Annotated in this window: 24 protein-coding genes and 1 tRNA gene; 9 read left to right on the top strand and 16 right to left on the bottom strand. The window is 71.6% G+C overall.

Going from position 1 to position 23,474, the window contains the following annotated elements; all coding sequences use genetic code 11:
• The first annotated feature begins 344 nt into the window (after window positions 1–344).
• A complete protein-coding gene (locus tag MKK60_RS03520) occupies window positions 345–1,037 on the top strand; it encodes a 4'-phosphopantetheinyl transferase family protein (RefSeq protein WP_243983960.1) in 693 nt (230 codons plus the stop codon).
• A gap of 92 nt (window positions 1,038–1,129) precedes the next feature.
• Window positions 1,130–1,206, top strand: a tRNA-Pro gene (locus tag MKK60_RS03525).
• A gap of 126 nt (window positions 1,207–1,332) precedes the next feature.
• Here MKK60_RS03525 and MKK60_RS03530 read toward each other — a convergent pair.
• The gene (locus MKK60_RS03530; RefSeq protein WP_243931731.1) at window positions 1,333–2,073 is read right to left on the bottom strand and encodes a DUF3750 domain-containing protein; all 741 of its coding nucleotides are present in this window, start codon (window positions 2,071–2,073) and stop codon (window positions 1,333–1,335) included.
• Between the two features lie 135 nt (window positions 2,074–2,208).
• On the opposite strand from MKK60_RS03530, the gene MKK60_RS03535 reads away from it, so the two are divergent.
• Window positions 2,209–2,652 carry a DMT family transporter gene (locus MKK60_RS03535; RefSeq protein ID WP_243934249.1) on the top strand — a complete coding sequence of 148 codons (444 nt, stop codon included), beginning with the start codon at window positions 2,209–2,211 and terminating at the stop codon, window positions 2,650–2,652.
• A gap of 27 nt (window positions 2,653–2,679) precedes the next feature.
• Here the strand turns inward: MKK60_RS03535 and MKK60_RS03540 are convergent, their stop codons facing one another.
• The 6 genes from MKK60_RS03540 to MKK60_RS03565 form a co-directional block, all read right to left on the bottom strand.
• Window positions 2,680–3,192, bottom strand: a complete 513-nt coding sequence (locus MKK60_RS03540; protein ID WP_243947257.1) for a MarR family winged helix-turn-helix transcriptional regulator — start codon at window positions 3,190–3,192, stop codon at window positions 2,680–2,682.
• A gap of 258 nt (window positions 3,193–3,450) precedes the next feature.
• Complete coding sequence (locus tag MKK60_RS03545; RefSeq protein WP_243947259.1) at window positions 3,451–3,834, bottom strand: CsbD family protein; 384 nt, start codon at window positions 3,832–3,834, stop codon at window positions 3,451–3,453.
• Between the two features lie 104 nt (window positions 3,835–3,938).
• Window positions 3,939–4,142: a CsbD family protein gene (locus tag MKK60_RS03550; RefSeq protein ID WP_147727116.1), complete on the bottom strand. Its 204-nt coding sequence runs from the start codon at window positions 4,140–4,142 to the stop codon at window positions 3,939–3,941.
• Window positions 4,143–4,226: 84 nt separating this feature from the next.
• On the bottom strand, window positions 4,227–5,138 hold the full coding sequence (locus MKK60_RS03555) for a PhnA-like protein (RefSeq protein WP_147859722.1): 912 nt from the start codon (window positions 5,136–5,138) through the stop codon (window positions 4,227–4,229).
• 38 nt (window positions 5,139–5,176) lie between these two features.
• Window positions 5,177–5,521, bottom strand: coding sequence for a CsbD family protein (locus MKK60_RS03560; RefSeq protein ID WP_243931725.1), 345 nt, complete (start codon window positions 5,519–5,521; stop codon window positions 5,177–5,179).
• Window positions 5,522–5,826: 305 nt separating this feature from the next.
• Entirely contained in the window at window positions 5,827–7,284 is a 1,458-nt protein-coding gene (locus MKK60_RS03565; protein WP_147726489.1) for a helix-turn-helix transcriptional regulator, read from the bottom strand.
• Window positions 7,285–7,984: 700 nt separating this feature from the next.
• Here MKK60_RS03565 and MKK60_RS03570 point away from each other — a divergent pair.
• From MKK60_RS03570 to MKK60_RS03580, 3 genes are all read left to right on the top strand, one after another.
• A complete protein-coding gene (locus MKK60_RS03570) occupies window positions 7,985–8,818 on the top strand; it encodes a thermonuclease family protein (RefSeq protein ID WP_243983961.1) in 834 nt (277 codons plus the stop codon).
• A gap of 8 nt (window positions 8,819–8,826) precedes the next feature.
• Window positions 8,827–10,317 carry a M48 family metalloprotease gene (locus MKK60_RS03575; protein WP_243984008.1) on the top strand — a complete coding sequence of 497 codons (1,491 nt, stop codon included), beginning with the start codon at window positions 8,827–8,829 and terminating at the stop codon, window positions 10,315–10,317.
• Window positions 10,318–10,410: 93 nt separating this feature from the next.
• A complete protein-coding gene (locus MKK60_RS03580) occupies window positions 10,411–11,091 on the top strand; it encodes a glutathione S-transferase family protein (RefSeq protein ID WP_243983962.1) in 681 nt (226 codons plus the stop codon).
• A gap of 74 nt (window positions 11,092–11,165) precedes the next feature.
• On the opposite strand, the gene MKK60_RS03585 is transcribed toward MKK60_RS03580, so the two are convergent.
• From MKK60_RS03585 to MKK60_RS03595, 3 genes are all read right to left on the bottom strand, one after another.
• Window positions 11,166–12,932 (bottom strand): ABC transporter ATP-binding protein, encoded by a 1,767-nt coding sequence (locus MKK60_RS03585; protein ID WP_147844649.1) that lies wholly within the window; start codon window positions 12,930–12,932, stop codon window positions 11,166–11,168.
• Between the two features lie 288 nt (window positions 12,933–13,220).
• Entirely contained in the window at window positions 13,221–14,570 is a 1,350-nt protein-coding gene (locus MKK60_RS03590) for an MFS transporter (RefSeq protein WP_409567359.1), read from the bottom strand.
• Window positions 14,567–15,247 (bottom strand): PRC-barrel domain-containing protein, encoded by a 681-nt coding sequence (locus tag MKK60_RS03595; RefSeq protein ID WP_405043835.1) that lies wholly within the window; start codon window positions 15,245–15,247, stop codon window positions 14,567–14,569. Before MKK60_RS03595 ends, MKK60_RS03590 begins: the two co-directional genes overlap by 4 nt.
• A 363-nt stretch (window positions 15,248–15,610) precedes the next feature.
• Here MKK60_RS03595 and MKK60_RS03600 point away from each other — a divergent pair, with 363 nt between their 5' ends.
• The gene (locus MKK60_RS03600; protein ID WP_243983963.1) at window positions 15,611–16,048 is read left to right on the top strand and encodes a hypothetical protein; all 438 of its coding nucleotides are present in this window, start codon (window positions 15,611–15,613) and stop codon (window positions 16,046–16,048) included.
• A 3-nt stretch (window positions 16,049–16,051) separates the two neighbouring features.
• Here MKK60_RS03600 and MKK60_RS03605 read toward each other — a convergent pair whose 3' ends face one another.
• From MKK60_RS03605 to MKK60_RS28385, 3 genes are all read right to left on the bottom strand, one after another.
• Complete coding sequence (locus MKK60_RS03605) at window positions 16,052–16,486, bottom strand: PRC-barrel domain-containing protein (RefSeq protein ID WP_243932293.1); 435 nt, start codon at window positions 16,484–16,486, stop codon at window positions 16,052–16,054.
• Window positions 16,487–16,576: 90 nt separating this feature from the next.
• The gene (locus MKK60_RS03610) at window positions 16,577–17,059 is read right to left on the bottom strand and encodes a DUF2721 domain-containing protein (RefSeq protein WP_147841307.1); all 483 of its coding nucleotides are present in this window, start codon (window positions 17,057–17,059) and stop codon (window positions 16,577–16,579) included.
• A gap of 117 nt (window positions 17,060–17,176) precedes the next feature.
• On the bottom strand, window positions 17,177–17,299 hold the full coding sequence (locus tag MKK60_RS28385; protein WP_279593021.1) for a hypothetical protein: 123 nt from the start codon (window positions 17,297–17,299) through the stop codon (window positions 17,177–17,179).
• A 215-nt stretch (window positions 17,300–17,514) separates the two neighbouring features.
• Here MKK60_RS28385 and MKK60_RS03615 point away from each other — a divergent pair, with 215 nt between their 5' ends.
• On the top strand, window positions 17,515–17,871 hold the full coding sequence (locus tag MKK60_RS03615; protein WP_147727136.1) for an SWIB/MDM2 domain-containing protein: 357 nt from the start codon (window positions 17,515–17,517) through the stop codon (window positions 17,869–17,871).
• Between the two features lie 115 nt (window positions 17,872–17,986).
• Here the strand turns inward: MKK60_RS03615 and MKK60_RS03620 are convergent, their stop codons facing one another.
• Together MKK60_RS03620 and MKK60_RS03625 are read right to left on the bottom strand one after the other, a co-directional pair.
• Entirely contained in the window at window positions 17,987–18,784 is a 798-nt protein-coding gene (locus MKK60_RS03620; protein ID WP_147858299.1) for an SDR family NAD(P)-dependent oxidoreductase, read from the bottom strand.
• A 76-nt stretch (window positions 18,785–18,860) separates the two neighbouring features.
• Window positions 18,861–20,180: an MFS transporter gene (locus MKK60_RS03625; RefSeq protein WP_243984009.1), complete on the bottom strand. Its 1,320-nt coding sequence runs from the start codon at window positions 20,178–20,180 to the stop codon at window positions 18,861–18,863.
• A gap of 347 nt (window positions 20,181–20,527) precedes the next feature.
• Between MKK60_RS03625 and MKK60_RS03630 the strand changes: the two genes are divergently transcribed.
• Entirely contained in the window at window positions 20,528–21,538 is a 1,011-nt protein-coding gene (locus MKK60_RS03630; protein ID WP_409567360.1) for an alpha/beta fold hydrolase, read from the top strand.
• Window positions 21,539–21,625: 87 nt separating this feature from the next.
• Here the strand turns inward: MKK60_RS03630 and MKK60_RS03635 are convergent, their stop codons facing one another.
• Entirely contained in the window at window positions 21,626–23,317 is a 1,692-nt protein-coding gene (locus MKK60_RS03635; RefSeq protein WP_243983964.1) for a methyl-accepting chemotaxis protein, read from the bottom strand.
• Between the last annotated feature and the right edge of the window lie 157 nt (window positions 23,318–23,474).

Raw genomic sequence — 23,474 nt, forward strand, 5'->3', positions numbered from 1 at the left:
GACATGGCGGCCCGGGTAGGTGGCTAAGAACCGCCCCTCGTGGCCGCAGGCTTCTCGCAGCGCCCAGAGCCGCCTCCCGAGTCTTGCCATGACGACGCCGTTTCCCGCTGCAAGGGACGCGCGCGCCGGCCGCTCCCCCCCGCCGGGCATGCTGGACGTCTCCTCAGCGCGGGTAGAGCGACCCCACCCGTCGGGCCTCGAACATCCCTCCACGCGCCGGAAGGGACGCGCGCCCCACCCTCCCCCGCAGAGGGGGGAGGGAAGTACGCGTCGCCGGCATCGGCGTATGTCTTGTGAACGCCGCCTGGATCGTCACCGAACCCGGACCCAGCACGGTGATCCGGGTGTGGAGCATCGATCTCGCCCTGTCGGCGGGCCAGCTCGCGCGCTGCGATGCGCGGCTCTCGCCCGACGAGGCCGCCCGGGCGGATCGCTTCCTGCGTGCGGAGGACCGCGACCGTTTTCGCGCGAGCCACGCGGCGCTGCGCCTGATCCTCGCCCCGGCCCTCGGCTTGGGGGGCGATGCGCTCGCCTTTACGGCGGGGCCGGCCGGCAAGCCGGAGCTGGCCGGCGCGCTGGCCGGGAGCCTGCGCTTCAACCTGTCGCATTCGGGCACCCGCGCCCTCGTCGGGGTCTCGCCCACGGCCGCGATCGGCGTCGATGTCGAGGCGGTCCGCCCGATCCCGGACGTCCTGCGCATCGCCGGCGCGCACTTCGCGCCCTGGGAAGCCGAGGCGCTGGCGGCCCTGACGTCGGAGGCGCTCGGTCTCGCCTTCACCGGCCTGTGGACGCGCAAGGAGGCGGTGGTGAAGGCGCTGGGCGCCGGCCTGTCGCTGCCGCTGGACCGCTTCGCCCTGACCCTGCCGCCGGCGCCGCCGCGCCTCGTCGCGATCGACGGCGATGACCCGCAGGCCTGGAGCCTCCACCACCTCGAACCCGGACCCGGCACGGTCGGCGCCGCGGCGATCCGGGCGCCGGGCGCGGCCATCGCCCGCTGCGCCCTGCCGCCGGATTGGCCGGACCGCCCCCCGCGCTGATCGCCCGCGAAACGCACTGCTCCGCGAGATGCCGCTTGCGGCCCGCCCGGGTGCCGGCTATACCCCCGCTCGCTGGCGAAGCCGCCGGCCTTCGGAGTGTAGCGCAGTCTGGTAGCGCACCACGTTCGGGACGTGGGGGTCGCAGGTTCAAATCCTGCCACTCCGACCAAATTTCCCGAGAGTTCGCAGTCTCCTACTGCTTCCCATCGAACCTGCCATCCGGTTGTGACCCGCTTTTCGCGCGGGCGCCCGGTCGAAGCCCGGTTCCGCGCGCCGCGTCGAACCGCGCGAGGCTTCAGACGCCGAGGCGGCCGAGGCCCGGCAGCTTGAGGCCGGGACGGCGGATGTCGAGGCCGGCGACCGCGCCGAGGATGTTGACCTCGAGGCCCTCGACCCAGCCGACCGTCAGCCCGAGATAGCCGCCGAGATTGATCCGGAAGCCGGTGCCCGAGGGCGTCGGGCCGGCCCAGCGGCCGTCATAGGGAAAATCCTTGCCGATCGCCGTCGCCGGCAGGCTCGCGCGCATCTCCGGGACGGAGCTCATCACCGCCGCCACGAAGGTGTTCGAGTTCGGCCCGGGCCAGAGGTGGTAGTCGCCGAGCTTCGCGTAGCGGTAGTTGGCGATGGTCTCGCGGATGCGCGGCAGCATCCGCTCCGCCTCGGCGCCGTCGGCGGCGAAGACCAGCTCCGGCGTGCTGCCGAACCAGCGCCCGTCCGGCACGAACCGGTCGACCCAGATCGGCATGCCCCAGGCGGTGTAGTCGAACCGCTTGTAGGCGCGGTCGCCGGCGCCCTTCACCACGATCCAGCTGTGGCTCGCGATGATGCCGCGCCAGCTCACCGTGCGGGCCGAGAACACCCGCACCACGGCCTCGGGGTTTTGGGCGGCCGGCCGGAGCAGCCCGGCGCTCGAGCGGTCGGCGGTGCGCCAGTCGGCGATGTCGTTCCGCAGGTAGTATAGGGCCGCCGACACCGCGATCGGCGCGAGGAACACGATCACGAAGACGAGAAGAGCGATTCGGAGCAAGCGGGTCATGTCCAGGCGGGGCGGGGTGTCTCGGATCTAGGAACCTCGCCGGGCGGTTGGCAGAGCGGTGCGGCGTCATCGCGCCTCGGCCGCCCGTGCCCCGTTGCCCCTCCGTCGGTTGCCCTTCGGCCTAGGATTTTTCGCATGTGGTACCTCTACGGCGTCGTCCTGATCGCGGGCATCGCCAACGCGATCCAGCCGGGCCAGAACGCGGCCCTGGCCAAGGGCTTCTCGCAGCCGCTCACCGCCGGGCTCGTCGTCGGGATCTGCACGGCGACCACCGTTCTCGTCGTCGGGCTCGTCACCGGCCGGCTCGCCTGGCCGTCGTCCGAAGACCTGGCCACCGTCCCGTGGTGGGGATGGTTCGGCGGCGTGTTCGGCGGCGGCATCGTCATCGCGCAGCTGCTCGTCGCGCGCCAGATCGGCGCCGGCGCCTTCCTCGGCCTGCTGGTGACGGCCGGCGTCGTCGCCTCGGTCCTGCTCGATCACTTCGGCTGGGTCGGCTTCGCGGTGCATCCGGCGACGCCGTGGCGGATCCTCGGCGGCGTCCTGATGATCGGGGGGGTCGCCCTCGTCGCCCTGTTCTGAACCGGTGCGCAGGCAGCGGGCGCAGGATCAGCCCGCGTCGTCGCGCGCCTTGCCGCCCGCAAAAGCCTCGCGAAACCCTGGCGTCGCCAGCGCGCTGAGGATGTCGCGCAGGGCCTCGGTGCGCGCCTGCCCGAAAGCCGCCTCGAAGCGCGCCTGGGCGTCCTGCCAGAGCGGGATCGTCTGCTCCAGCTTGGCCGCGCCGAGGTCGGTCAGCGCCACGCGGCGGACGCGGCGGTCGGCCGCGTCCGGGACGAGGCGGAGATAGCCGTCCCGGGCCAGCGGCTTCAGGGTGTGGCCGAGGCCGGACAGGTCCATCACCATCGCCTCGGCGAGCTGCCCCATGGTCGGGCTTCCCATCGCGCGGACGGTGACGAGGAGGCTGTGCTGGGTCGTTCGCAGGCCGCCGGGCGCCAGCACCTCGTCGTAGAGCTGCCCGATGTTTCGGGTCGCCCTGCGCAGCGCCGCGTTGCTGCACCGGCTCCGCGAGGCGATGGCGCAGCCGGTCGTCGCGTCGGTGCGGGCTCGCGTGCCCTTCGCCATCGTTCGCCTCGCGCCCCGGCCGGCTGGCCCGGCTGCCCGCAATTACCGGCATATGCATGCGTATAGCGGGATTCGACTCCGGCCGTCAGTCCCGTCGCGGGATACGGCCGGATGCCGAAGCTTCGGAGCCCGGAAGGGGTCAGCGCGGACGGCGCCCGGCGCCCCCGCCGAAGCGGCGGCCTACATAGGCGATCAGCTTCGGCACGATGAAGGCGGTGAGGAGCTTGCGGATCATGGAATCTGTCCTGTCTCTGGCGGTCAGCGCGCCGGGCGGAGCAGCCAACCGGCGGCGAAGGCCACCGCGGCGAGCGCGAGGAGGGTGGTGGCGCGGTTCTCGTCGGCATAGCCGAGGGCCTGGCGGCCATAGGTCTCGCTGCGGCGGCGTGCGTCGCGCGCGTAGCGGCTGCCGTCGTCGATGAGGCTCTCTCCGCGGCGGCGGGCTTCGCGGGCGAGGTGGGTTCCGTCCTCGATCACGTCCTCGGCCCGGTCGCGGGCGCGGCCGTAGGCGTACTGCGCGCCGCCGGCGACCTGATCGACCGCGCCGCGGACCTGGCGCCCGGCCTCGCCGGTGATGCCGCCGAGGGTGGATTGGGCGCGGCCCTTGAGGTGGCGCTTGGCGCCCCGGTATTCGTCGCGGTTCATGGTCGGCATCCGTCGGTTCGGGTGGAAAGGTGCGGGACGGCATCGGCTGCCGTCCCGCATCGTCGGATCGGCAAGACGCGCGTCCCTCGGGACGCGGGCTTCGCTCAGAACTTGCTCTTCACCTTGTCGGCGAGGTTCTGGGCGCCGTCCTTGGCATCGCCGACGGTCTTCTGGGCTTCGCCCTTCAGCTCCTGCGCCTTGCCCTCGGCGACGAGCTTGTCGTTGCCGGTGACGTTGCCGACGCCCTGCTTGACGTTGCCGACGGCCTCGTTGGCCAGGCCCTTGATCTTGTCGGTGGTGCTGCTCATCGAAAACGCTCCTTGTGCGATGTCATGGGAACCGGCCGATCCGACCGGCGGGAGGTCGGCCCCGGCGTGCCGGGGCCGGAGGGGTCAGGCCCGGCGGGTGGTGCCGTAGGCCAGCGCCGGGTTGACGGCGCCGAAGCGGCCGCCGAGGAAGCCGGCGAGCGCGCCGAGGATCAGCGCGAGGGCGCCGTAGAACGCGCCCTGCGTGGCCGCGCTGCGGGCGGCCTCGGCCGCGACCTTGGCCTTCTGCTTGGCGTCGGCGACGGCGGCGTCGTACTGCTTCTCGTAGTCCTGGATCTGCGTCTTGGCCTGGTCGGTCGGGATGCCCTGGGCCTTGGCCAGCGCGTCGGCGGCGCGGTTCTCGGCCTGGGCCTTCTGGGCCGGATCGCCCGAGAGCAGGGCGCGGACCGCCGAGGCGGCGGCATCGCGCAGGGCCTGCGGGTCCTGGCCGGCCGCCTGCTGGCGCACCGTGTTCTCGATCCCGTCGAGCGGGTTCGAGATCTTGGACAGCGAGGGCGCCGCGGCCTGGGCGGCCGTCTGCACGGTGCCGCCGACGAGCGAGCCGGCGCCGCCGAGGGTGCTGGTCACCGCGCCGAACGCGCCGCCGACGAGGCCGCCGACGGCGGAGCTGAGCAGGTACAGCACGACGAGGGTGCTCACCGCCCAGGAGACGAGGCCGTGATAGCCGGCGGTGGCGGCGACGGGCTTGCCCGAGAGGCGACCGGCGAGGAAGCCGCCGACGAGGGCCGCGACGATGCCGGACACGACGAACCAGACGCCGGCGCCCATCGACAGGGTCGAGGCGGCGGGGTTGTCACCGGCGGGATAGCCGACGCTGGACAGGCCGACGCCGACGCCGACCATGTTCAGGATGACCTGCACCACCAGCGCCAGGACGGCGCCGGCGAAGATCGCGCCCCAGGACGCCTGGTGCAGGTGGACGGTGGAGGCTGCGCTCGCCGCGACGGGGGCGGCGGAAATGTTGGACGATGTGGCCACGGTATGCTCCGAAAGACTTGACGCGACGACGAGGGCTGTCAGCGGCGGGAATGGATGAGGAGGGCGAGGCCGTAGCCGACGGCTCCGGCGATCATCAGGGCGACGAAGGGGCTTTCCTCGACCTGGTGGCTGACGGCGCGACGGCCCTGGCGGAGGTAGTGGCCGCTGTTCTCGTAGGCGTCCTCGGCGTAGTCCGAGGCTTCGCCGGCGACGTGCCGGACGGCGTCCTTGGCCTGGCCGTAGAGGTTCTCGGCCGACCCCTGGGCTTCGCGGAAGCGGCCCTCGACCGAGTCGTTCCGCGATCCGACGAGATCGCCGACGGCGCCCTGTGCCTTGCCCGCAAATTCTTTCGCTGCGCCCGTGACGCGATCCGTATCGACCATGATGCTCGTCCTGTTGCTTCGAGGTGTGGGAGACGTGTGCGGCGTGTCGCCCCGGCTACGGCATGCGCGTGGACCCGGACGTCGCGTCGGACTTCGAAAAAACTCGTGTTCGCTTCGATCTCGGCCGCGGCGCGCAGGTCGCCGGCGGCTGCCCGATCAAGCTGAGGGCGCGATCCGCACAGATCGCTTGTGGTTCGATGCGGCGGGTTGCTGCCCCTGTTCTTGTTGGTCTTGCCTTTATCCTTTGGAGATGGTAACACCCATCGAACAGGCAATGGTATAAAACTACTGGTATTCTGATTTATTCATGTCGGGATGGTCGCCGGCAGGCCGTGCTCGCGCGCCCACACGATCACCTCCGAGCGCTTGTGCAGGCCGAGCTTGCGGTAGAGCGCGGCGGTATGGTTGCGGACGGTGTTGCGCGACAGGTTCAGCCGCTTGGCGATGGCATCGTCGCTCAGCCCTGCGCAGACCAGGCCGAGCATCTGGCGCTCGCGCACCGTGAGGCTGAGGGTCGGATCCTCGGCGCTCGCCTCGCCCGGGTGGCGGAGGCTCGCGAGCTTCTCGATCAGGCCGCGGCTGAACCAGGAGGTGTCGGCCATCACCGCCTCGATCGCGACGAACAGGTCGCGCTCGGAGCGCTTGCGCTCGGTGATGTCCTGCAGCACCGCCAGCACGAACGCCTCGTCGTTGATGGTGACGCGCTCGGCGGAGACGAGGCAATCGAGGTCTCCGGCCTCCTGGGCGTGCAGGCAGGTCTCCAGCCCGAGGACGGAGCCGGTGCGGATCACCGCGGATTCGAAGCGCTGACGGGCCGCATCCTTGGTCCAGAGACCGATCTCCTCCGGCGTGCGGCCGACGACCTTGTCCTGGCCGTAGCCGAACACCCGGGTGAAGGCCTCGTTGATGCCGGTGACCGCGAAGCCGTCGGCCCGGCACAGCATGGTCGGCACGGGCGTGAGCTGGAACGCCTTGGCGAAGCGCTCCTCGCTCTGGCGCAGCGCCGTCTCGGCCTTCTTGCGCAGCTCGAGGTCGGCGAAGGTGAACAGCATGCACGGCTCGTCGCCCAGCTCCATCGGCTGGCCGGCGACGATCACGAACCGCGTGCCGCCGTCCGGCAGCCCGAGGCAGGCCTCCATCTGCGGGACCGTGGTGCCGGCGTTGAGGCGGGCGATCGCGAGGTCGCGGCTGCGCGCGCCGGCGAGCACGTCGACCTCGTAGACGCTGCGCCCGATCACGGCGTCGCGGGTGTACCCGGTCATCTCGAGGAAGCCGGTGTTGACCTTGACGTGGCGCAGGTCGGACAGGCGGGTGATCACCGCCGGGGCCGGGTTGGCGTTGAAGGTCTTCTCGAACCGCTCCTCCGCCTCGAATTGCGGGGTCACGTTCTGGAGGATCAGCGCGAGGCAGCTCGGCGTCCCGGACGTGTCGGTCGCGACGATGCTGCGGAGCGAATGGACGAAGTCGACGTCCGGCCGGTCGGTGCGGCGCACGTCGACGATGACGTCGTGGAAGGTCTCGCCGCGCACCACCCGCTCGATCGGGTACTGGTCCGGCGGGCGGTTGTTGCGGTAGCGCAGGGAGAACCGGGCCCGGTACTCGTCCACCGTTGCGCCGAGCTCGGCGAGGCTCTCGGCCCCGTGCATGGCGAGCGCGGCCTCGTTCGCCCAGACGATGCGCTGATCGGGCTCGACGAGGATCACCCCTTCGGTCAGGCCGGCGATGATCTGCCGGAGTTCCGATCTGTCGACGCCTGCGGTCACGGGTGGGGCACGTCCTACCAAGGGATCGACCCAGGGTTGGACGATCCCGGCAGCAACAGTTGCGAATGCAACTGGTTCCCGGTCTCAGTTGTTTTCACTGGTACGATCGTCACGCCGCGTTAGTGACCCGGCCTGGTGCAGGGTCCCCGTGATCGATCCAATGCGTCGGCAGCGTCCGTTGCGGACCGGCCGATCGTCCCGCGATCGGCCGCGTCGCATCAGGTGGAATGCGTGGCGTCCCCGGCAGGGCTCGAACCTGCGACCCCAGGTTTCATACCACTTCGGCTTTCGCCGCCGCGGGCGGGTGCCCGCGTTCGTGGCCTGGACTATCCCTTCGCCCTAGGCGCCCGAAGGCGCCCTTAGGTGCCGCCCGTCTAGTCTCTACACCTTCCCGCGCATGGCACTGCGCGGGCTTGGCTCGGGATCGGCAGGATTCCGGCGACCTGGATCGCCGGGACCGGAAGCGTTCCCCGAATTTGAGCGGATCCGCCGCGCGGTTTCCCGATGCGGCGCCCAATTTGCGTTTAGGAAACCTGTGCTCTGTCCAGCTGAGCTACGGAGACGTACCGGAGGTTTGTACCATCGTCGCCGTGCGAGTCCACTGGGCAACCGCGGCTTCGCCGGTGTGGCCGGATTGCCCTGTGCGGATCGCGTCGATCCGGGGCATGCTGCAGCGGACGTCGGAGCGGGAGTCGTGGCGATGGGATGGACGGGGCGGATGCTCGCGGTCGCGGCCTGCGCGCTCGCCGCCTCGGCCGCCCGCGTCGCGGCGGCGCCGCGATCCGGCACGGCCGAGTGCCTTTCCGGGGACGGACGGACGGAGACCCTGTCCGCGGTCGAGCCCCGCGGCGAGCTCGCGCTGGCCTCCGGCGCTCGCGCGGTGCTCGGATCGGTGCGCTGGCCCGACGACCCGGAGATCGCCAAGGCCGCGACCGAGAGGTTGCTGGCTTTGCGCGGCCGCCCGCTGACCGTCGTCGCCCGCGGCGAGGCCGACCGCTGGGGCCGCCTGCGCATCGACGCCCTGTCGGAGGCGGATGGACCGGTCGACCTGGCGGGCGACCTCGTCGGTGCCGGTCTCGCCCAGGTCGATGCCGGCGAGGGCGACGCCCTGTGCCGCCCGGGGCTGCTCGCCGTCGAGGAGGCCGCGCGCACGGCCGGACTCGGGCTCTGGCACCAGCCGTCGCTCGAGGCCTCGGACGGTCCTGGCCTGCGCGCGGCGGCGGGGCGGTTCGTCGTGGTCCAGGGCACGATCCGCCATGTCGGCGAGCGCCCGAGCCGGACCTATCTCGACTTCGCGGCCCGGGGGGAGGACGGGCTCACGGTCACCGTGTCGAAACGCACTTGGCGCAGGATGCGCGAACATGGTTTGAGTGCGGACAGGCTCAAGAACGCGCGGGTGCGGGTGCGCGGGGTGGTCGAGATCCGTCGCGGGCCGACCCTCGACATCGCGGTGCCGGAGACGATCGAAGTGCTGGAGGCGCCCACGGCGATCGCCGGCGCGAGCACGGATGGGGAGCGGGCGCTGCGGCGCTGAACGGCATGATGGGCGGCACGACGCGGAGCGGAACGGGAATTGGGCAGGGCGGCCGCGCGCAGGCGCGTCGCGCGCCGGCGCTCGCCCTGCTGCTCGCGCTCTCGGCCTGCGCCGGCGAGCAGACCGGGGCGGTGCTGGTTCCGGCCGTCGTCTCCGTGCCGCCGGAGGCGCCGCGCACCACCGGCCGTCCCGCCAACGTCACGGATGCCGACCACGCCAAGCTCGTCGCCTCCTTCGGCGGGGAATACCGGTCGCCGGCCACCCTGCGCCTGCTCACCGAGGTGACCGACCGGCTGGTCAGGGCGAGCGACCGGCCCGACCAAACCTACGCGGTGACGCTGCTCGATTCGCCCGTGGTCAACGCCTTCGCCCTGCCGAGCGGCCGCCTCTACGTCACCCGCGGCCTCGTCGCGTTGGCGAGCGACACCTCGGAGATCGCGGCCGTGCTCGCCCACGAGATCGCGCACGTCACGCTGAGCCACGCCACCGCCCGGACCGAGCTCGAGCTGCGTTCGCAGCTCGTCAGCCGCGTGGTCGCCGACGTGCTGAACGATCCGGCCACCGGCGCCCAGCTCCAAAGTCAGTCGCGCTTCGCGCTCGCCCGCTTCTCCCGCGAGCAGGAGCTCGAAGCCGATGCGGCCGGCGTGCGCACCCTGGCGAAGGCCGGCTACGACCCCTACGGCGCCGGCCGCTTCCTCACCGCGCTGAACCGGACCCTGGCGCTGAAGGCCGGCGGTGGCACTGCGGCCGAGCCGGACATGCTCGCGACCCATCCGGGCACGGCCGAGCGCATCGGGCTCGTCACCCGTGCCGCGCGGCGCACCGGGGCGCCTGGCGTCGGCACCGACGACCGCGCAGCCTACCTCGCGGCGATCGACGGGCTGGCCTACGGCGACAACCCCGGCGAGGGCGCGGTGCGCGGGCACCGCTTCATGCATCCGAGCCTCGGCATCGCCTTCGAGGTGCCGGAGGGCTTCTCGATCGAGAACACCCGCAACGCGGTGCTGGGCACCACCAACGAGGGCAGCCGGCGCCTGCTGTTCGACCAGGTCGAGGCCAAGGACGGCCAGACCCTCGACGCGATCCTTAAGGCGACGTGGAACGACGCGATCGACCCGGCCTCGATCGAGGTCCAGCCGATCGCCGACCATCCGGCGGCGACCGCCCTGTCCCGCGGCAAGGACTGGACCTTCCGGCTCGCCGCGATCCGCGTCGGCGACGCCACCTTCCGCCTGATCATGGCGTCCAAGGGCGCGACCGACCCCGACCCGGCCTTCCGCCGCTGGATCGCGAGCCTGGCCTCGGTCTCGCCGGCCGAGACCGCCTCGCTCAAGCCTCTGCGCCTGCAGATCGTCGTCGCCGCCTCGTCGAACGCCGAGGACCTCGCCCGGCGGATGGCGGTGCCGGACCGCGCGCTGGATCGGTTCCTGGTGCTCAACGGCCTGGAGCGCGGCGTGCCGCTGAAGACGGGGCAGAGCTACAAGGTGGTGGTGGAGTAAGCGGGCCCACCGCCCTCCGGCACGCGCCGGCCTTGCCACCGGTGCCGCGTTCGCGCGATGCCCGACCCGGCCGACACGCAGGATGCGCACCCGATGATCCGCTTCTACTACAACCTCGCGCCGAACCCGATGAAGGTGGCGTTGTGCCTCGAGGAGACCGGGCTCGCCTACGAGCCGATCCCGGTGGACACGCGCAGGGGCGAGCAGTTCGCCGAGACCTATGCCGCGATCAACCCGAACGCCAAGGTGCCGGCGATCGTCGACGGCGACGCTACGGTGTTCGATTCGAACGCGATCCTGCTGCACCTGGCCGAGAAGGCCGGGGCCTTCCTGCCCCACGGCGAGGCGGCCCGCGGCGAGATGCTGTCCTGGCTGATGTTCGTGGCCACCGGGATCGGGCCGTTCTCCGGCCAGTGCGTGCATTTCCGCCACTTCGCGCCGGAGGCCGAGCGGACGGGATACGCCGCCGAGCGCTACGTGTTCGAGGCGCGGCGCCACTGGGGCGTGCTCGACGCCCACCTCGCCGGCCGCAGCTTCGTGCTCGCCGAGTACGGCATCGTCGACATGGCAGTCTGGGGCTGGGCGCGGATGCTGCCCTTCATGCTCGGCGAGGACGCGATCCTCGAATTCCCGAACGTGAAGCGGCTGCTCGACACGGTGAGCGCCCGCCCGGCGGCGCAGCGGGCGGAAAGCCTCAAGGGCCGGCACGCGTTCAAGGCCGAGCTCGACGACGACGCCCGGCGCTTCCTGTTCCGGTCGATGAAAGTCGGCTGAGTTCCGGCGGCGATCGAAACGCCGACCTCCACTCTCCCTCCCCCCTCTGCGGGGGAGGGCAGGGGACGTCCGCCTCAGGCCGCGGCGAGCGCGCCCATCGACATCGATTCCTTCTTCATCAGCTCGCGATAGAAGCCGTCGAGATGGGTCAGCTTGTCCGGCGAGCCGTCCTGGATAATGCGGCCGCCCTCCAGAACCACGATCCGGTCGAAGTCCTTGAGGGTCGAGAGCCGGTGGGCGATGGCGATGACCGTGCGGCCCTTCATCAGGTTGGCGAGCGCGTGGCGGATCGCCTCCTCCGACTCGGCGTCCAGCGCCGAGGTCGCCTCGTCGAGGAGCAGGATCGGCGAATCCTTGAGGATCGCGCGGGCGATGGCGATGCGCTGGCGCTGGCCGCCCGAGAGCTTGACCCCGCGGTCGCCGACGATGGTGTCGAATCCTTCCGGCAGGGCGTTGATGAAGTCGGTGCAGTGCGCCGCGTCGGCCGCCTTCCACACGTCCTCGTCCGAGGCCTCCGGCCGGCCGTAGCGGATGTTCTCGCGCAGGGTGCGGTGGAACATCGACACGTCCTGCGGCACGACCGTGATCGCCTCGCGCAGGGATTCCTGCGTCACCCGGTCGATGTCCTGGCCGTTGATCAGGATCTTGCCGCCTTTGGCCTCGTAGAAGCGCTGGATCAGCGAGAACAGGGTCGACTTGCCGCCGCCCGACTTGCCGACGAGGCCGACGCGCTGGCCGGGCTCGAGCACGAGGTCGAAGTCGGTGAAGACCGAGCGCCCGTCCGGGTAGGCGAAGGCGACGTGCTGGAACTCGATGCGCGCGCCGGTGCCCGAGAGCGGCACCGCCTCGGGGTGGTCGATCAGGTCGTGCGGCTGCAGCAGGGTGTGCAGCGCCTCCGAGAGGCGGGCGGTGTGCTGGGTCGCGTCGACGAGCGCCACGGCGAGGTCGCGGGTGGCGGCGAGGATGCGGATGCCCAGCGTGCAGACCAGCACCACCTGGCCGTTGGTCGCCTGCCCCGCCTCCCACATGGTGATCGCCCAGTAGAGCAGGCCGAGCACCGCGAGCACGGTGAGGATCGCGTGCACGATGCGGAGCTTCTCGAGGTAGAGCAGCGAGGAGCGGCGGGCGCGCATCTCCTGGGCGATCGTGCCCTCGAAGCGCACGCCTTCGCGCTTGAACGCCGAGAAGGCGCGCACCAACGGCATGTTGCCGACGAGGTCCACCATCTCGCCGTCGACGCTCGCGGCCTTCGAGGCGAAGTCGTGGTGCAGCGGCTTGCCGGCCGCCGCCATCTTGAACATCAGCACCACGACGGCGGCGAAGATGCCGGCCAGCACCAGGGCCATCGTGACGTTGACGCTGCCGATGTAGAGAATCGAGCCGAAGGCCGCGACGCAGGGCGGCATCACGTTGAACACGAACATGTTCTCGACCGTGAAGATCGCGTTCGAGGTCGCGGTGATGCGCGAGGCCAGCGTGCCCGGCTGCCGGTCGGCGAAGAAGCTCGGGGAGTGCCCGGTCATGTGCCGGAACAGGTCGCGGCGGATGTCGCCGGTGACGCCGACGAAGGTGAACGAGCCGACGAGCGAGGCCACGCGCCAGAGCATGTTGTCGGCGGCGATGAAGGCGATGAGGACCGCGAGCGCCCCCCAGACGAGGTTCGCCTGCGGCCCCTTGCTCAGCGCGTCGACCACGCCCTTCAGCGCGTAGTCGGTCGAGACCGAGAAGCCGACGGCGCCGAGCACCGCGATCAGGATCACCGCATGCGGCAACGCCCGGCGCCGCAGGTAGCGGCCCACGAAGGCGAAGGGCCGGTCGGCGTATTGGCAGAGGTCTTCCATCGCGATGAGCATCTCGATTTCAGGCGACGCGGAGGGCCGGCGGAAGGGGGAGGGGCGAAGGGGGTGATGACGCGGTGAGCGACGGGGCGGTCGACACGAGGAATGCGTTGGCGGATGGCACTACGACGGGACGCGGATAAAAATAAGCGCCGGCGGGGCAACGCAACAGCCTCGTCAACCGTTGCGTGAACCCTTTCCTGCGCCGCGCTTTTATCGCACGAAGCTGAACGCCGTTTGACCGGTATGCGATTCCGGTGCCGGACCGCCCCGTGCAGGGCTCGAGAATCCTCATCGTGCCGCCCCGCGCCGGGTCTCGGGCATGATCAGCGCGACAAGGGCGAAGGCGCCGGCCCCGACGAGCGCCAGCCCGAGGAAGGCGGTGTGGCTGCCGAGCCGGTCGGCCAGGATTCCGGCGAGCGAGGTCGAGAGCGCGGCCCCGATCCCCATGGCGGTGCCGACGGCGCCGAGCGCGAGGTTGAACCGACCGGTGCCGCGGGTGAGGTCGGAGACGACGAGGGGCACCATCACCCCGAGCACCGCGGCCGAGATGCCGTCAAAGACCTGGATCGAGACCAGCATGTAGGGGTTGTCGGTGTAGGCGAAGAGCAGGCCGCGGATCGGAAGCGCGGCGAACCCCGCCAGCAGCACCGGATAGCGGCCGAAGCGTTCCGCCGCCCGGCCGACGGCGGGGGCCAGGACCGCCAGCACCGCCTGCGGGACCATGATGCAGGCGGCGACGAGCGCCGTCGCGGTCTCGCTCGCCCGCAGCGTCAGGACGCTGCCGACGAGCGGCAGCATCGCGGCGTTGGCCAGGAAGAACAGCGTCATGCAGGCCGCGAAGCTGAGGAGCGCGCGGTTGGTCAGCAGGGCCTTCACGCCGCCCGCCGCCGCGTCGCCGCTGCGGGGCTCGGCCTCCTGCGTCCGCACGCCGGCATCGATCTCCTCGGCGCGGATCGCCGAGAGCGCCATGATCGTCGGCACCACCAGGGCGGCGGTGAGGTAGAACACCGCGTCGTTCGACAGGTAGTAGCCGCAGGCGCCCATGCCGGCGGCGGCGACCGCGTTGCCCATCGCCTGGAAGCTGGCGTTGCGCCCGAGGCGCTCGCCGGCGCGGGCATGGCCGACGAGGCCGATGCTGATCGCGGCGATCGCCGGCGTCAGGATGCAGCTCGCGGCCGAATGCACCGCCATCGCGAGCAGGACGATGAGGAAGTTCGGCCACAGCGCCAGCGCCAGCGCGCTCGCCGAGATCGCGGCGACCGACACGCCGGCCGCGAACCGCTTCGAGCGCATCGCGTCGACGAAGGCGCCGCCGGGGACCTGGCCGAGCAGGCTGACCAGGCTGCCGACGGTGAGCGCGAAGCCGATGTCGGACTGGGTCCATTTCGACTGGGTGAAGTACACCGCCAGGAACGGGCCGAACCCGGTCTGCAGGTTGGCGACGAAGAAGGCGAACAGATCGAGCCCGCGCCGGCTCGCGCGCGACAGCCCGTCCGCGTCGGCGGCCGCGGGCGCCGGCTCGACGGTCGGCTCGCGCAGCCGGACCGGACGGGCGCGGACCTCGTGGTCGAGCCTCGCCTGGCGCTGCGCCTCGCGGGGGGGGATGACGCGGCGGTCCTTCGGTCGCGCCACCGTCACTTATCGGGCACCTTCTCAGCGGCCGGCTTGTCCGCGGGCTTCGCGGCAGGCGCGGGCGCGGGCGGCGCCGGCACGGCGGCAGGCGCCGGTGCGGCCGTGGGGGCGGGCGCAGGCTGGGCAGCGGCCGGTGCCGTCGCCTGCTCGCCGTCCGGGCCGGGGCTCGCCGGGCCGAGGACCACGATCGGCTCGCCGGCCTTGTACTCGGGCGAGACGCGGACCTGATTGCGGCTCAGCTGCAACGACAGCCGCCCGACCTTGCCGTCGGAGGTGAAGCGGAGCGCCCGCCAGTCGACCGCGATCTTGCGCGAGCCAACGCCGAGGAAGCCGCCGAAATCGATGATCGCCGCGCGCGGGCGCCCCTCCTTGTCGATGATCAGGTCGATCACCCGGCCGAGCTCGTCGCCGTTGGCGCTGCGCACGCTCTTGCCCAGCACGCTCTCGTAATCCTGGGTGTCGAGGACGGTGGCGGGGGTGCCCTGCTGGGCCTGCGGCGGCGCGGTCGGGGCGACCGGGGGCGGCGCGGCCGGTGTCGCCGGCGCGGTCTCGCTGCCGGCCGGCGGGGTCTGCGGCGCGGGCGTCTGCGCCATCGGCGCCTGAGCCATGACGGACGCGCTCCCGAGGAGGGCGGTCCAGAGGGTGATCGTCGCGGTCGCGATCATCCGGATCGGTGTGGTCACGCAAGGTCCTCAAGTGCTGGCGTCGGCGCGGCGCGGCCGTGGCGACGCGCGGGTGTCTCCGCCGCATCGTCACGGGTTACGAGAGCACGACCTTCGCATGCCGTTCGACCAAGGCGAAGTTGTGAATCGCGTCCGGTCGCCCGACCCGCACGTTTTGGTGTGCAGGTTTCGCGCCGCACGTTTCGGGCCGCGTGCATCCGCTCCGATGCCCCCGATCGATCGGCGAGAGCCTCGCGCCGCGTCCCGGGATGGACGCGGCGGCGTCTGGTTTTCGCCCAAACTGCATCGTAGAGAGGCCGTCAACGACATGACGGCGGCCCGGTCCCACCATGGCCGCCACGAGAAGACAGGACTTCACCGCCCATGGCTGCCTCGCCTCTGCCTGCCTCGCCTTCGACCGCCGCGGGTCGCCTCCGCCGCCCGCTCGCGCTGACGGCCACCGCCCTCTGCCTCGGCGCGGCCCTGGCCGGATGCCAGGCGCTCGGCGGGGCGCTGGGCGGCGGCGGCGGCGTGATGCCGGCGGCCGAGGTCGGGCCGCCGCCGTCGCTGCGCGGCGCCCTTCCGGGCCGCGAGGCGCGCATGGCCAACGTCGATTCCGACGGGCGCCCGCTGGCGACGGCGCCGACCCGGACGCTCGACCTGCCCAAGGACAAGCGCAACGACGCGCGCGCCGCGAACGACGGCGCGCGCCGCATCCGCCGCGAGGAGATCGACGGCGAGCCCACCAGCGGCGGGTCGTCGGGCGGCATGACGCCGTCCCTGACGCCCGGCGGCAGCGTCGGCCTCGGCGGCAAGTTCTGATCGTCAGGCCGCTTTCGGGCCGCGACCGTAATAGTCGTCGAGCCGGCCGCCATAGGCCGGATCGGCGAAGCCGTCCTCGCCGGCGCCGTGGCTCGGCGCGCCGGCGAGCGTCGCCGCGTCGATATCCACCACGTAGCCGCCGAGCGCGACGCTGTAGGTCAGCGCCTTCCACGGCAGCGGGTGGTGGTTCTCGCCGAGCCCCAGGAACCCGCCGAAGGCGAGCACCGCGTAGGCGACCTGGCCCGAGACCTTGTCGACCATGAAGTTGTGCACCGCGCCGAGGTGCTTGCCGGCGGCATCGTAGACCGCCGTGCCCTCGACCTTGTTGGAGGCGATCAGCCGGACGGTCTCGTCGATGGCGACACCCTCGGCCGAGGGGTCGAGCTCCATCGAGCCGGCCTTGCGGATGCTGCGCTCGTTGGGAAGATCTGTCGGCATCGCGATACCCTTTCGCAGGACTGCACGGACCCGGCATCCCGGGCGTTCGCAGGGGAAAGCTCGGACCCGCGATGGGTTCCGCGGGCCCCTTCAGCCTTCCGGGCCGGCTTCCGCCTCAGCGCGCCGCAGGGCGACACGGTTGCGCACGCCGCGGCTCGCGAACAGCATCTCGGTCCCGAAGGCGACCAGCGCCAGGAGCGTGCACAGGATCGCCGTGCCGAACAACGCGAACAGCACGCCGGCCACGGTGGCGTCGCGCAGCGCGCCGACGAACAGCGTCAGGACGGCGCCGCAGGTCGAGACCCCCGAAAGCGCCGCGAGCACCACGGCCGCGTCGAGCAGCAGCGCCCGCAGCCGCAGGCGGTCGAGCCGGTGGCCGAGGCGGCGGCGCTCCGCCTCGCTCGCGCCCGCGAGCAGGCTCGACGCCCGCTCCGCCTGATCCGACACGCGGGCGAGGCGCGCGCCGAAGACGTTGAGCAGGGTCGCCACCCCGGACAGCAGGAACACCGGCGTCAGCGCCACTTGGATGATGTGCGCGATGCCGTCGAGGGTGTTCGGCTCGAGGCTCGACATGGGCAGAGGTTTCCGCGGCGCGAGGAGGAAGGCGGGAGGGCCGTCCTCCGACGCCGCCAACGTCCGGGCGGCCGGACGGTTCGCGAGGATCCGGCGTCCGCTCCGGCCTTCGCGCCCTCAGATCAATCCGCCGCCATGCGGGTGATCGCAAGCATTCGGCTCGGCGGCGATGCCGATGCCGAGCCCGAGGACCAGGGCGAACGCGGAGACGAAAGCGAGGGCGAGGGCGGTGCTGACCATGCCCGGATCTGTCCTCCGGTTGGGTGAAGAAAGGGTTTCGCGGCGCGAAAACCGGTGCCGAAGCCGCCCGCCGGCGCCACACCCTGTGGATGATGAAGGGAACTGTTCCAGTTTTCCCTTGGAACGGCTGCGCTAGCCCTTAGTTCTTGCTGCTATGCTCACCCCTGCTGCGGGGATGTCACGTTCACGCTCGCAGCGAGAACCGGAGGAACCCCATGGCAACCAAGACGACGGAAAAGGCCGCCCCGAAGGCTGCGAAGGAGACCAAGGACGCCAAGCCCGCGAAGGCTGCAGCCCCCAAGGCGACCAAGGCCGCCGCCGGCGCCAAGCCGAACGCCCTGCAGCAGCCGCTGAAGCCCTCGGCCGATCTCGGCGCCATCGTCGGCACCAGCCCGATCCCGCGCGGCGAGGTCGTCAGCAAGGTCTGGGAATACATCAAGAAGCACAACCTCCAGAACCCGGAGAACAAGCGCGAGATTCTCGCCGACGACAAGCTCAAGAAGGTCTTCGGCAAGGACAAGTGCAGCATGTTCGAGATGAACAAGCACCTCGCCGCCCACCTCAAGGCCTGAGCCGCGCCGGACCCGTCGTCGGGTCGATTCGGAGACGCGGTTCCCGGATCGTCCTGCTTCGACGGTGCGCTCGAACGGGGCGGCGCCACGCCGCCCCGCGCGACCCGATCAGGCGTCAGGCGATGTTGCGCAGGACGCCGCCATCCACTCGAAGCGCCGCGCCGCTGGTCGCGCTCGCCGCCGGGCTGCAGACGTAGGCCACCATGTTGGCCACTTCCTCGACGCTGGCCAGCCGTCCGATCAGCGATGTCGGGCGGTGCTCGGCGACGAACTGGCGGCCGAGGGCGTCGAGATCGGCCTCGCCCGATCCGCCGGCCATCTGCTTCATGAAATCGGCGACGCCCTCAGACAGGGTCGGCCCCGGCAGCACGCTGTTGACCGTGACGCCGGTGCCCGAGACCGTCTCGGCGAGCCCGCGCGAGACCGCGAGTTGCGCCGTCTTCGTCATCCCGTAATGGACCATCTCGACCGGGATGTTGATGCCCGACTCGCTGGCGATGAAGACCACGCGGCCCCAGCCCCGCGCCACCATCCCCGGCGCGTAGGCGCGCGACAGCCGCACGCCGCTCATCACGTTGACGTCGAAGAAGCGCTGCCAGTCGCCATCGGGGATGTCGAAGAACGGCTTCGGCTCGAAGATCCCCGTGTTGTTGACCAGGATGTCGACGTCCGGCAGCGCCGCGACCAGCGCGGCGACCCCATCGGCCGTCGCCACGTCGCCGACCGCCGCGAAGGCCTCGCCGGCCTGGGTCTTCCCGCGCAGGGCCGCGATGGCCGCCTCGACCCGTTCCGCGGTGCGCCCGTTGATGCCGACGCTGGCGCCGAGGTCGAGGAGCGCCTGGGCGATCCCGAAGCCGATGCCGCCGGTGGAGCCGGTGACGAGGGCGCGGCGGCCCTTCAGGTTCATGTCCATTTCGGTCGATCCCTGGTTGCCGCGATGTCTCGCGATGCCGATCAACGCGCCGGTCCGGCCCCGGGTGGCATGCAGCCTATCCGGCTCTGCCCCGCCGCAGAACGCTGGCGCAGCCGCCGAACACGGCGAGCGCCACCGCGGACCACAGCGCCAGCGACACCGCCCGCTCCGGCCCGGCGCCCTGGGTCATCCCGAAGATCACCGCCACCATCGCCGCGCCGAGGGACTGGCCGGTGAGCCGCGCCGTCGACTGCATGCCGCTCGCCCCGCCGCTGCGCTCGCGCGGGGCGGCGGTGATGATGACCTTGTTGTTCGGCGTCTGGAACAGGCCGAAGCCGAGGCCGCTCAGCGTCAGCCGCCAGACGATGTCCAGGGTCGCCGGGTGCGCCGGCAGCAGCGCCATCGCGGCGATGCCCGACGCCATCAGCGCGAGGCCGATGCCGCCGAGCAGCCCCGGCGGGTAGCGGTCGGCGAGCCGCCCGGCGACCGGCGCCATCGCCGCGATCGCGATCGGCCAGGGTGTCATCAGGAAGCCGGTCTGCGTGCCCGAGAGGTGCAGCACGTCCTGGAAATAGAAGGGCAGGGCGATGTAGGCGCTCATCTGCGCCGCGAACGAGGCGATCGAGGTCGCCATCGACAGCGCGAAGGCCGGGATCCGCAGGAGGTCCACCGGCAGCAGCGGAGCCCGCAGGCGCAGCTGGTACAGCACGAACACCGCGCCGACCGCGACGGCCCCCGCGATCTCGGCGAAGGCGATCGCCCGCCCGTCGGCGTCGCCGAGGCGGTCGACGCCGACGATCAGCAGGCCGAAGGTCAGCGCGTTCAGCACCGCGCTCAACGCGTCGAAGCGCGCCCCGCTGCGCGGCGTCGCCGGCAGCGTCCGCGAGGCCACGAGGAAGGCGAGGCCGCCCACCGGCAGGTTGACCAGGAACAGCCACGGCCAGGGCGCCACCGAGAGGATCGCGGCGGCGACCGTCGGGCCGGCCGCGGAGGCGACGGCCACGACGAGCGCCACGTTGCCGACGCCGCGGCCGATCATCCGGTGGGGATAGATGAAGCGCACCAGCGCGATGTTGACGCTCATCACGCCGGCGGCGCCGAGCCCCTGCGCCAGGCGCCCGGCGATCAGGAAGCCGAGGCTCGGCGCGAAGGCGCAGGCGAGCGAGGCCGCGACGAACGCCGCCAGCCCGGCGAGGTACACGCGCTTGTAGCCGAGGATGTCGCCGAGGGAGGCGAAGGGCAGGAGCGCCGCCGTCACCGCGATTTGGTAGCCGTTGACCACGAAGATCGCCGCGGCCGGATCGACCGCGAGGTCCTTGGCCATCACCGGCAGCGCCACGTTGACGATCGCCCCGTCGAGCACCGCCATGGTCATGGCGAGCGACACCGCCGCCATCGCCAGCAGGCGCTCGCGCGGGGGAAGCCCGTCGGCCGGCCTCGCGGCGGCCGGGCTCCCGTCGCCGAGGCCGCTTGCCGCCTGCGCTTCCTCCTCCGCCCCGCGGATCGCGCGTCGTCCGGACGATCCGGCCGTCTCGGTCATCGTCGAAAACCTCGTTCTGGGCCGACCCCGGCCGGGCCCGCCGCCGTGGGTTCGCCTGGCGCTTGCGCCCGCACATAGCGGCTTCACGCAGGCTTGAGCAGCGCGCCGGTGACATGGCCGCGGGATCCTTCGCCCGTGCGCCGCTTTTCCGCCTTCGCGACGCGCCATCGCGTCGTCGCCTCGATCCGACGGATGACGCCCCGATGCCGACGATGACGCGGACCACCGCCCTGCTGCTCGCCCTGTTGCCGCTGATGCCGATGGCGGCGCCGGCGCAGGAGGCACCGCCGCTCGGCATCGGGCTGGAAGGCTTCGCCTACCCGTATCCGGTGCGCTTCCTCGCGCTGTCGCGCGACGGCGAGGCCCAGCGCCTCGCCTACATGGACGTGGCGCCGACCGGCACGGCCAACGGCCGCACGGCATTGCTGCTGCACGGCCGCAACTTCCCGGCGAGCTACTGGGCGCCGGTCGTCGCGGCGCTGACGGGCGCGGGCTACCGCGTGGTCGCGCCCGACCAGCTCGGCTTCGGCAAGTCCTCGAAGCCCATCGGCCCGTTCACCTTCGACGCGATGGCCGCCGACACCGTCGCGCTGCTTGATCACCTGAACCTGCGCCGGGTCGACGTGGTCGCCCACTCGCTGGGCGGGATGCTGGCCGTGCGGTTGGCACGCAACGCCCCCGACCGGGTCAACAGCCTCGTCCTCGAGGCGCCGCTCGGCCTGGAGGATTACCGCTTCAGCGTGCCGCCGGTCGCCAACGACACCCTGCTCAAGCGCGAGGGCGAGCTCACGGCGGCCGCCTACCGCCGGCAGCTGATGACCAGCTACGCGCTCTCGCTGCCGGAATCGGCGATCGAGCCGTTCGTCGAGGTGCGCGAGCGGGTGAAGGGAGCGGGCGAGTATCCGCGCTGGCTGCAATCGTTCGTGAACTCCTACACCATGATCTGGGGCCAGCCGGTGGTGCACGAGATCCCGCTGCTCCCGATGCCGACCCTGTTCGTCATGGGCGGCGCCGACCACAACGCGCCGGGCAAGCCCTACGCCCCGCCGGACCTCGCTGCGAGGATGGGCCGCAACGCCGACAACGCGACGGCGCTGGCCGCGAGGATGCCGAACGGCCGGGCGATCGTGTTCGCGGGCATCGGCCACCTCGTCCACATGGAGGCGACCGACCGCTTCGACGCCGCGATGCTGGAGTTCATCGACGGGCATTGACCGCCCGGTGCCGCGGCGGAGGCCCGCGAACGGAGGAAGGCCGGGCACGATGCCCGGCCTCGGAGCCGCCCCGGAAAGCCCGGCGGCTCAGGCGGCACGAACGGTGGCGAGGAAGCGGGTGACCTCCGCGCCCAGATGCTCCGACTGACGCGACAGTTCGGACGCCGAGGCCAGCACCTGCGCGGCCGCGGCGCCGGTCTCCTCCGAAGCCTGCGCGACGCCGGCGATGTTGCCGGTGACCTCGCTCGTGCCGGCGGAGGCCTGCGCGACGTTGCGCACGATCTCCTGGGTCGCCGCACCCTGCTCCTCCACCGCCGCCGCGATCGACGCGGCGACCGCGTCGATCTCGCGGATGCGCGTCGAGATGGTCCCGATCGCCTGCACCGCCCCTTGCGTCGAGGTCTGGATCTGGGCGATCTGGCTGCCGATCTCGGCGGTGGCGCTGGCCGTCTGGTTGGCAAGCTCCTTTACCTCGGCGGCGACCACCGCGAAGCCGCGCCCGGCCTCTCCGGCGCGCGCCGCCTCGATGGTGGCGTTGAGCGCCAGCAGGTTGGTCTGCCCGGCGATGTTCGAGATCAGCCCCACCACGTCGCCGATCTTGGCGGCCGCCTGGCTCAGTTCGTGAACCAGGCGTCCGGTCTGCTCCGCTTCGGAGACCGCCGTCTGCGCGAGGTCGGCCGAGCCGGAGACCTGCCGCCCGATCTCCTGGACCGACGAGCCGAGCTCTTCCGCCGCCGCCGCCACGGTATTCACGTTGGAGGCCGCCTCCTCGGCGGCGGCCGCCACGGTGGACGATTGGCTGGCTGTCTCCCGTGCGGTCGCGGTCATCGTCTGGGCGGTGGCCTGCAGCTCGGTGGCGGAGGAGGACACCATGCCGACGATGCCGCCGACCGCCCGTTCGAACCCGTCGGCCAGCTCCGTCATGACGCGCTTGCGCTCGGAGGCCGCCGCCGCGTCGGCGATGCCCTTGATCTCCGCCTGCTCGGCGGCCTTCCGGGCAACCATGGCCGTGATGCCTTCGACGGCCCGGCCGACGGAGCCGACCTCGTCGCCGCGGCGCGCCTCGGCGATCTGCGCATCGATCTCGCCGTTTTCCATACGTTGGAGGACGACGACCAGCCGACCCAGCGGACGCGTGATGCCGACGATCGACACCAGGGTCGCGGCGACGAGGCCGACCAGGAGGCCGAGAGCGGCCAGCGCCATCAGGGTGTAGCGCGTCGCATTCGTCTGATCGCTCAGGACGTCGGATTGATGCTCCATATAGGCGGCAATGTCGTGCGCGAGCCTGCTGCCTTCGTCCGTCATGGTGGCGAAGGTCGGATCGATGGCGCTGTGCACGAGGGCTATGGCGTCCGCGTTCTCGTTCGCGGTCCCGAGCCTGCGCACCTCGGTCACGTCCTTGAGGAACCGGTCGACCCGGGCGTTCTGCGCCTCGACGCGCGCGCCGAAGGCAGGCGCCTGCTCACGGAGGTCGGCCAGCGCCTGCCTCATGTTGGGCAGCACCGCCTCGAAGCCCGCATTGGCGCTCCTGATCTGGGCCTCGTCGGTCTCGGCGATGATGCGGTAGACCCAGTAGTTGAGCTCGAACATCAGGCCGTTTGCCCGGCGCGCGCTCGCGACACCTTTCGCCTCGTGGACGATCAGGAGGCTGTAGGCGTCGTCGATCGTGGTCATGCGCGCCTGCGCATACCAGACGCATCCACCGACGACGACGGCGATCGATGCGATCACGGCAATGAGCTTCGGCAGGATTTTGATGTTTGAAAGACGGAGCATCGATCTATCCGATCACGTTGGACAGCCGAAGATCGCCCGAGATCGCTTAAATCGCGGTTAACCAATACCTCTGCAGATCTTGAGGCGGGCTCACGAATGCTCACGGGTTCGTGAGAAGATGCGCGATCGACGCGATCGATGTCCGCCTCGGCTCGAT

The sequence above is a fragment of the Methylobacterium sp. J-092 genome (genome assembly GCF_022829325.1).
Classification (GTDB): domain Bacteria; phylum Pseudomonadota; class Alphaproteobacteria; order Rhizobiales; family Beijerinckiaceae; genus Methylobacterium.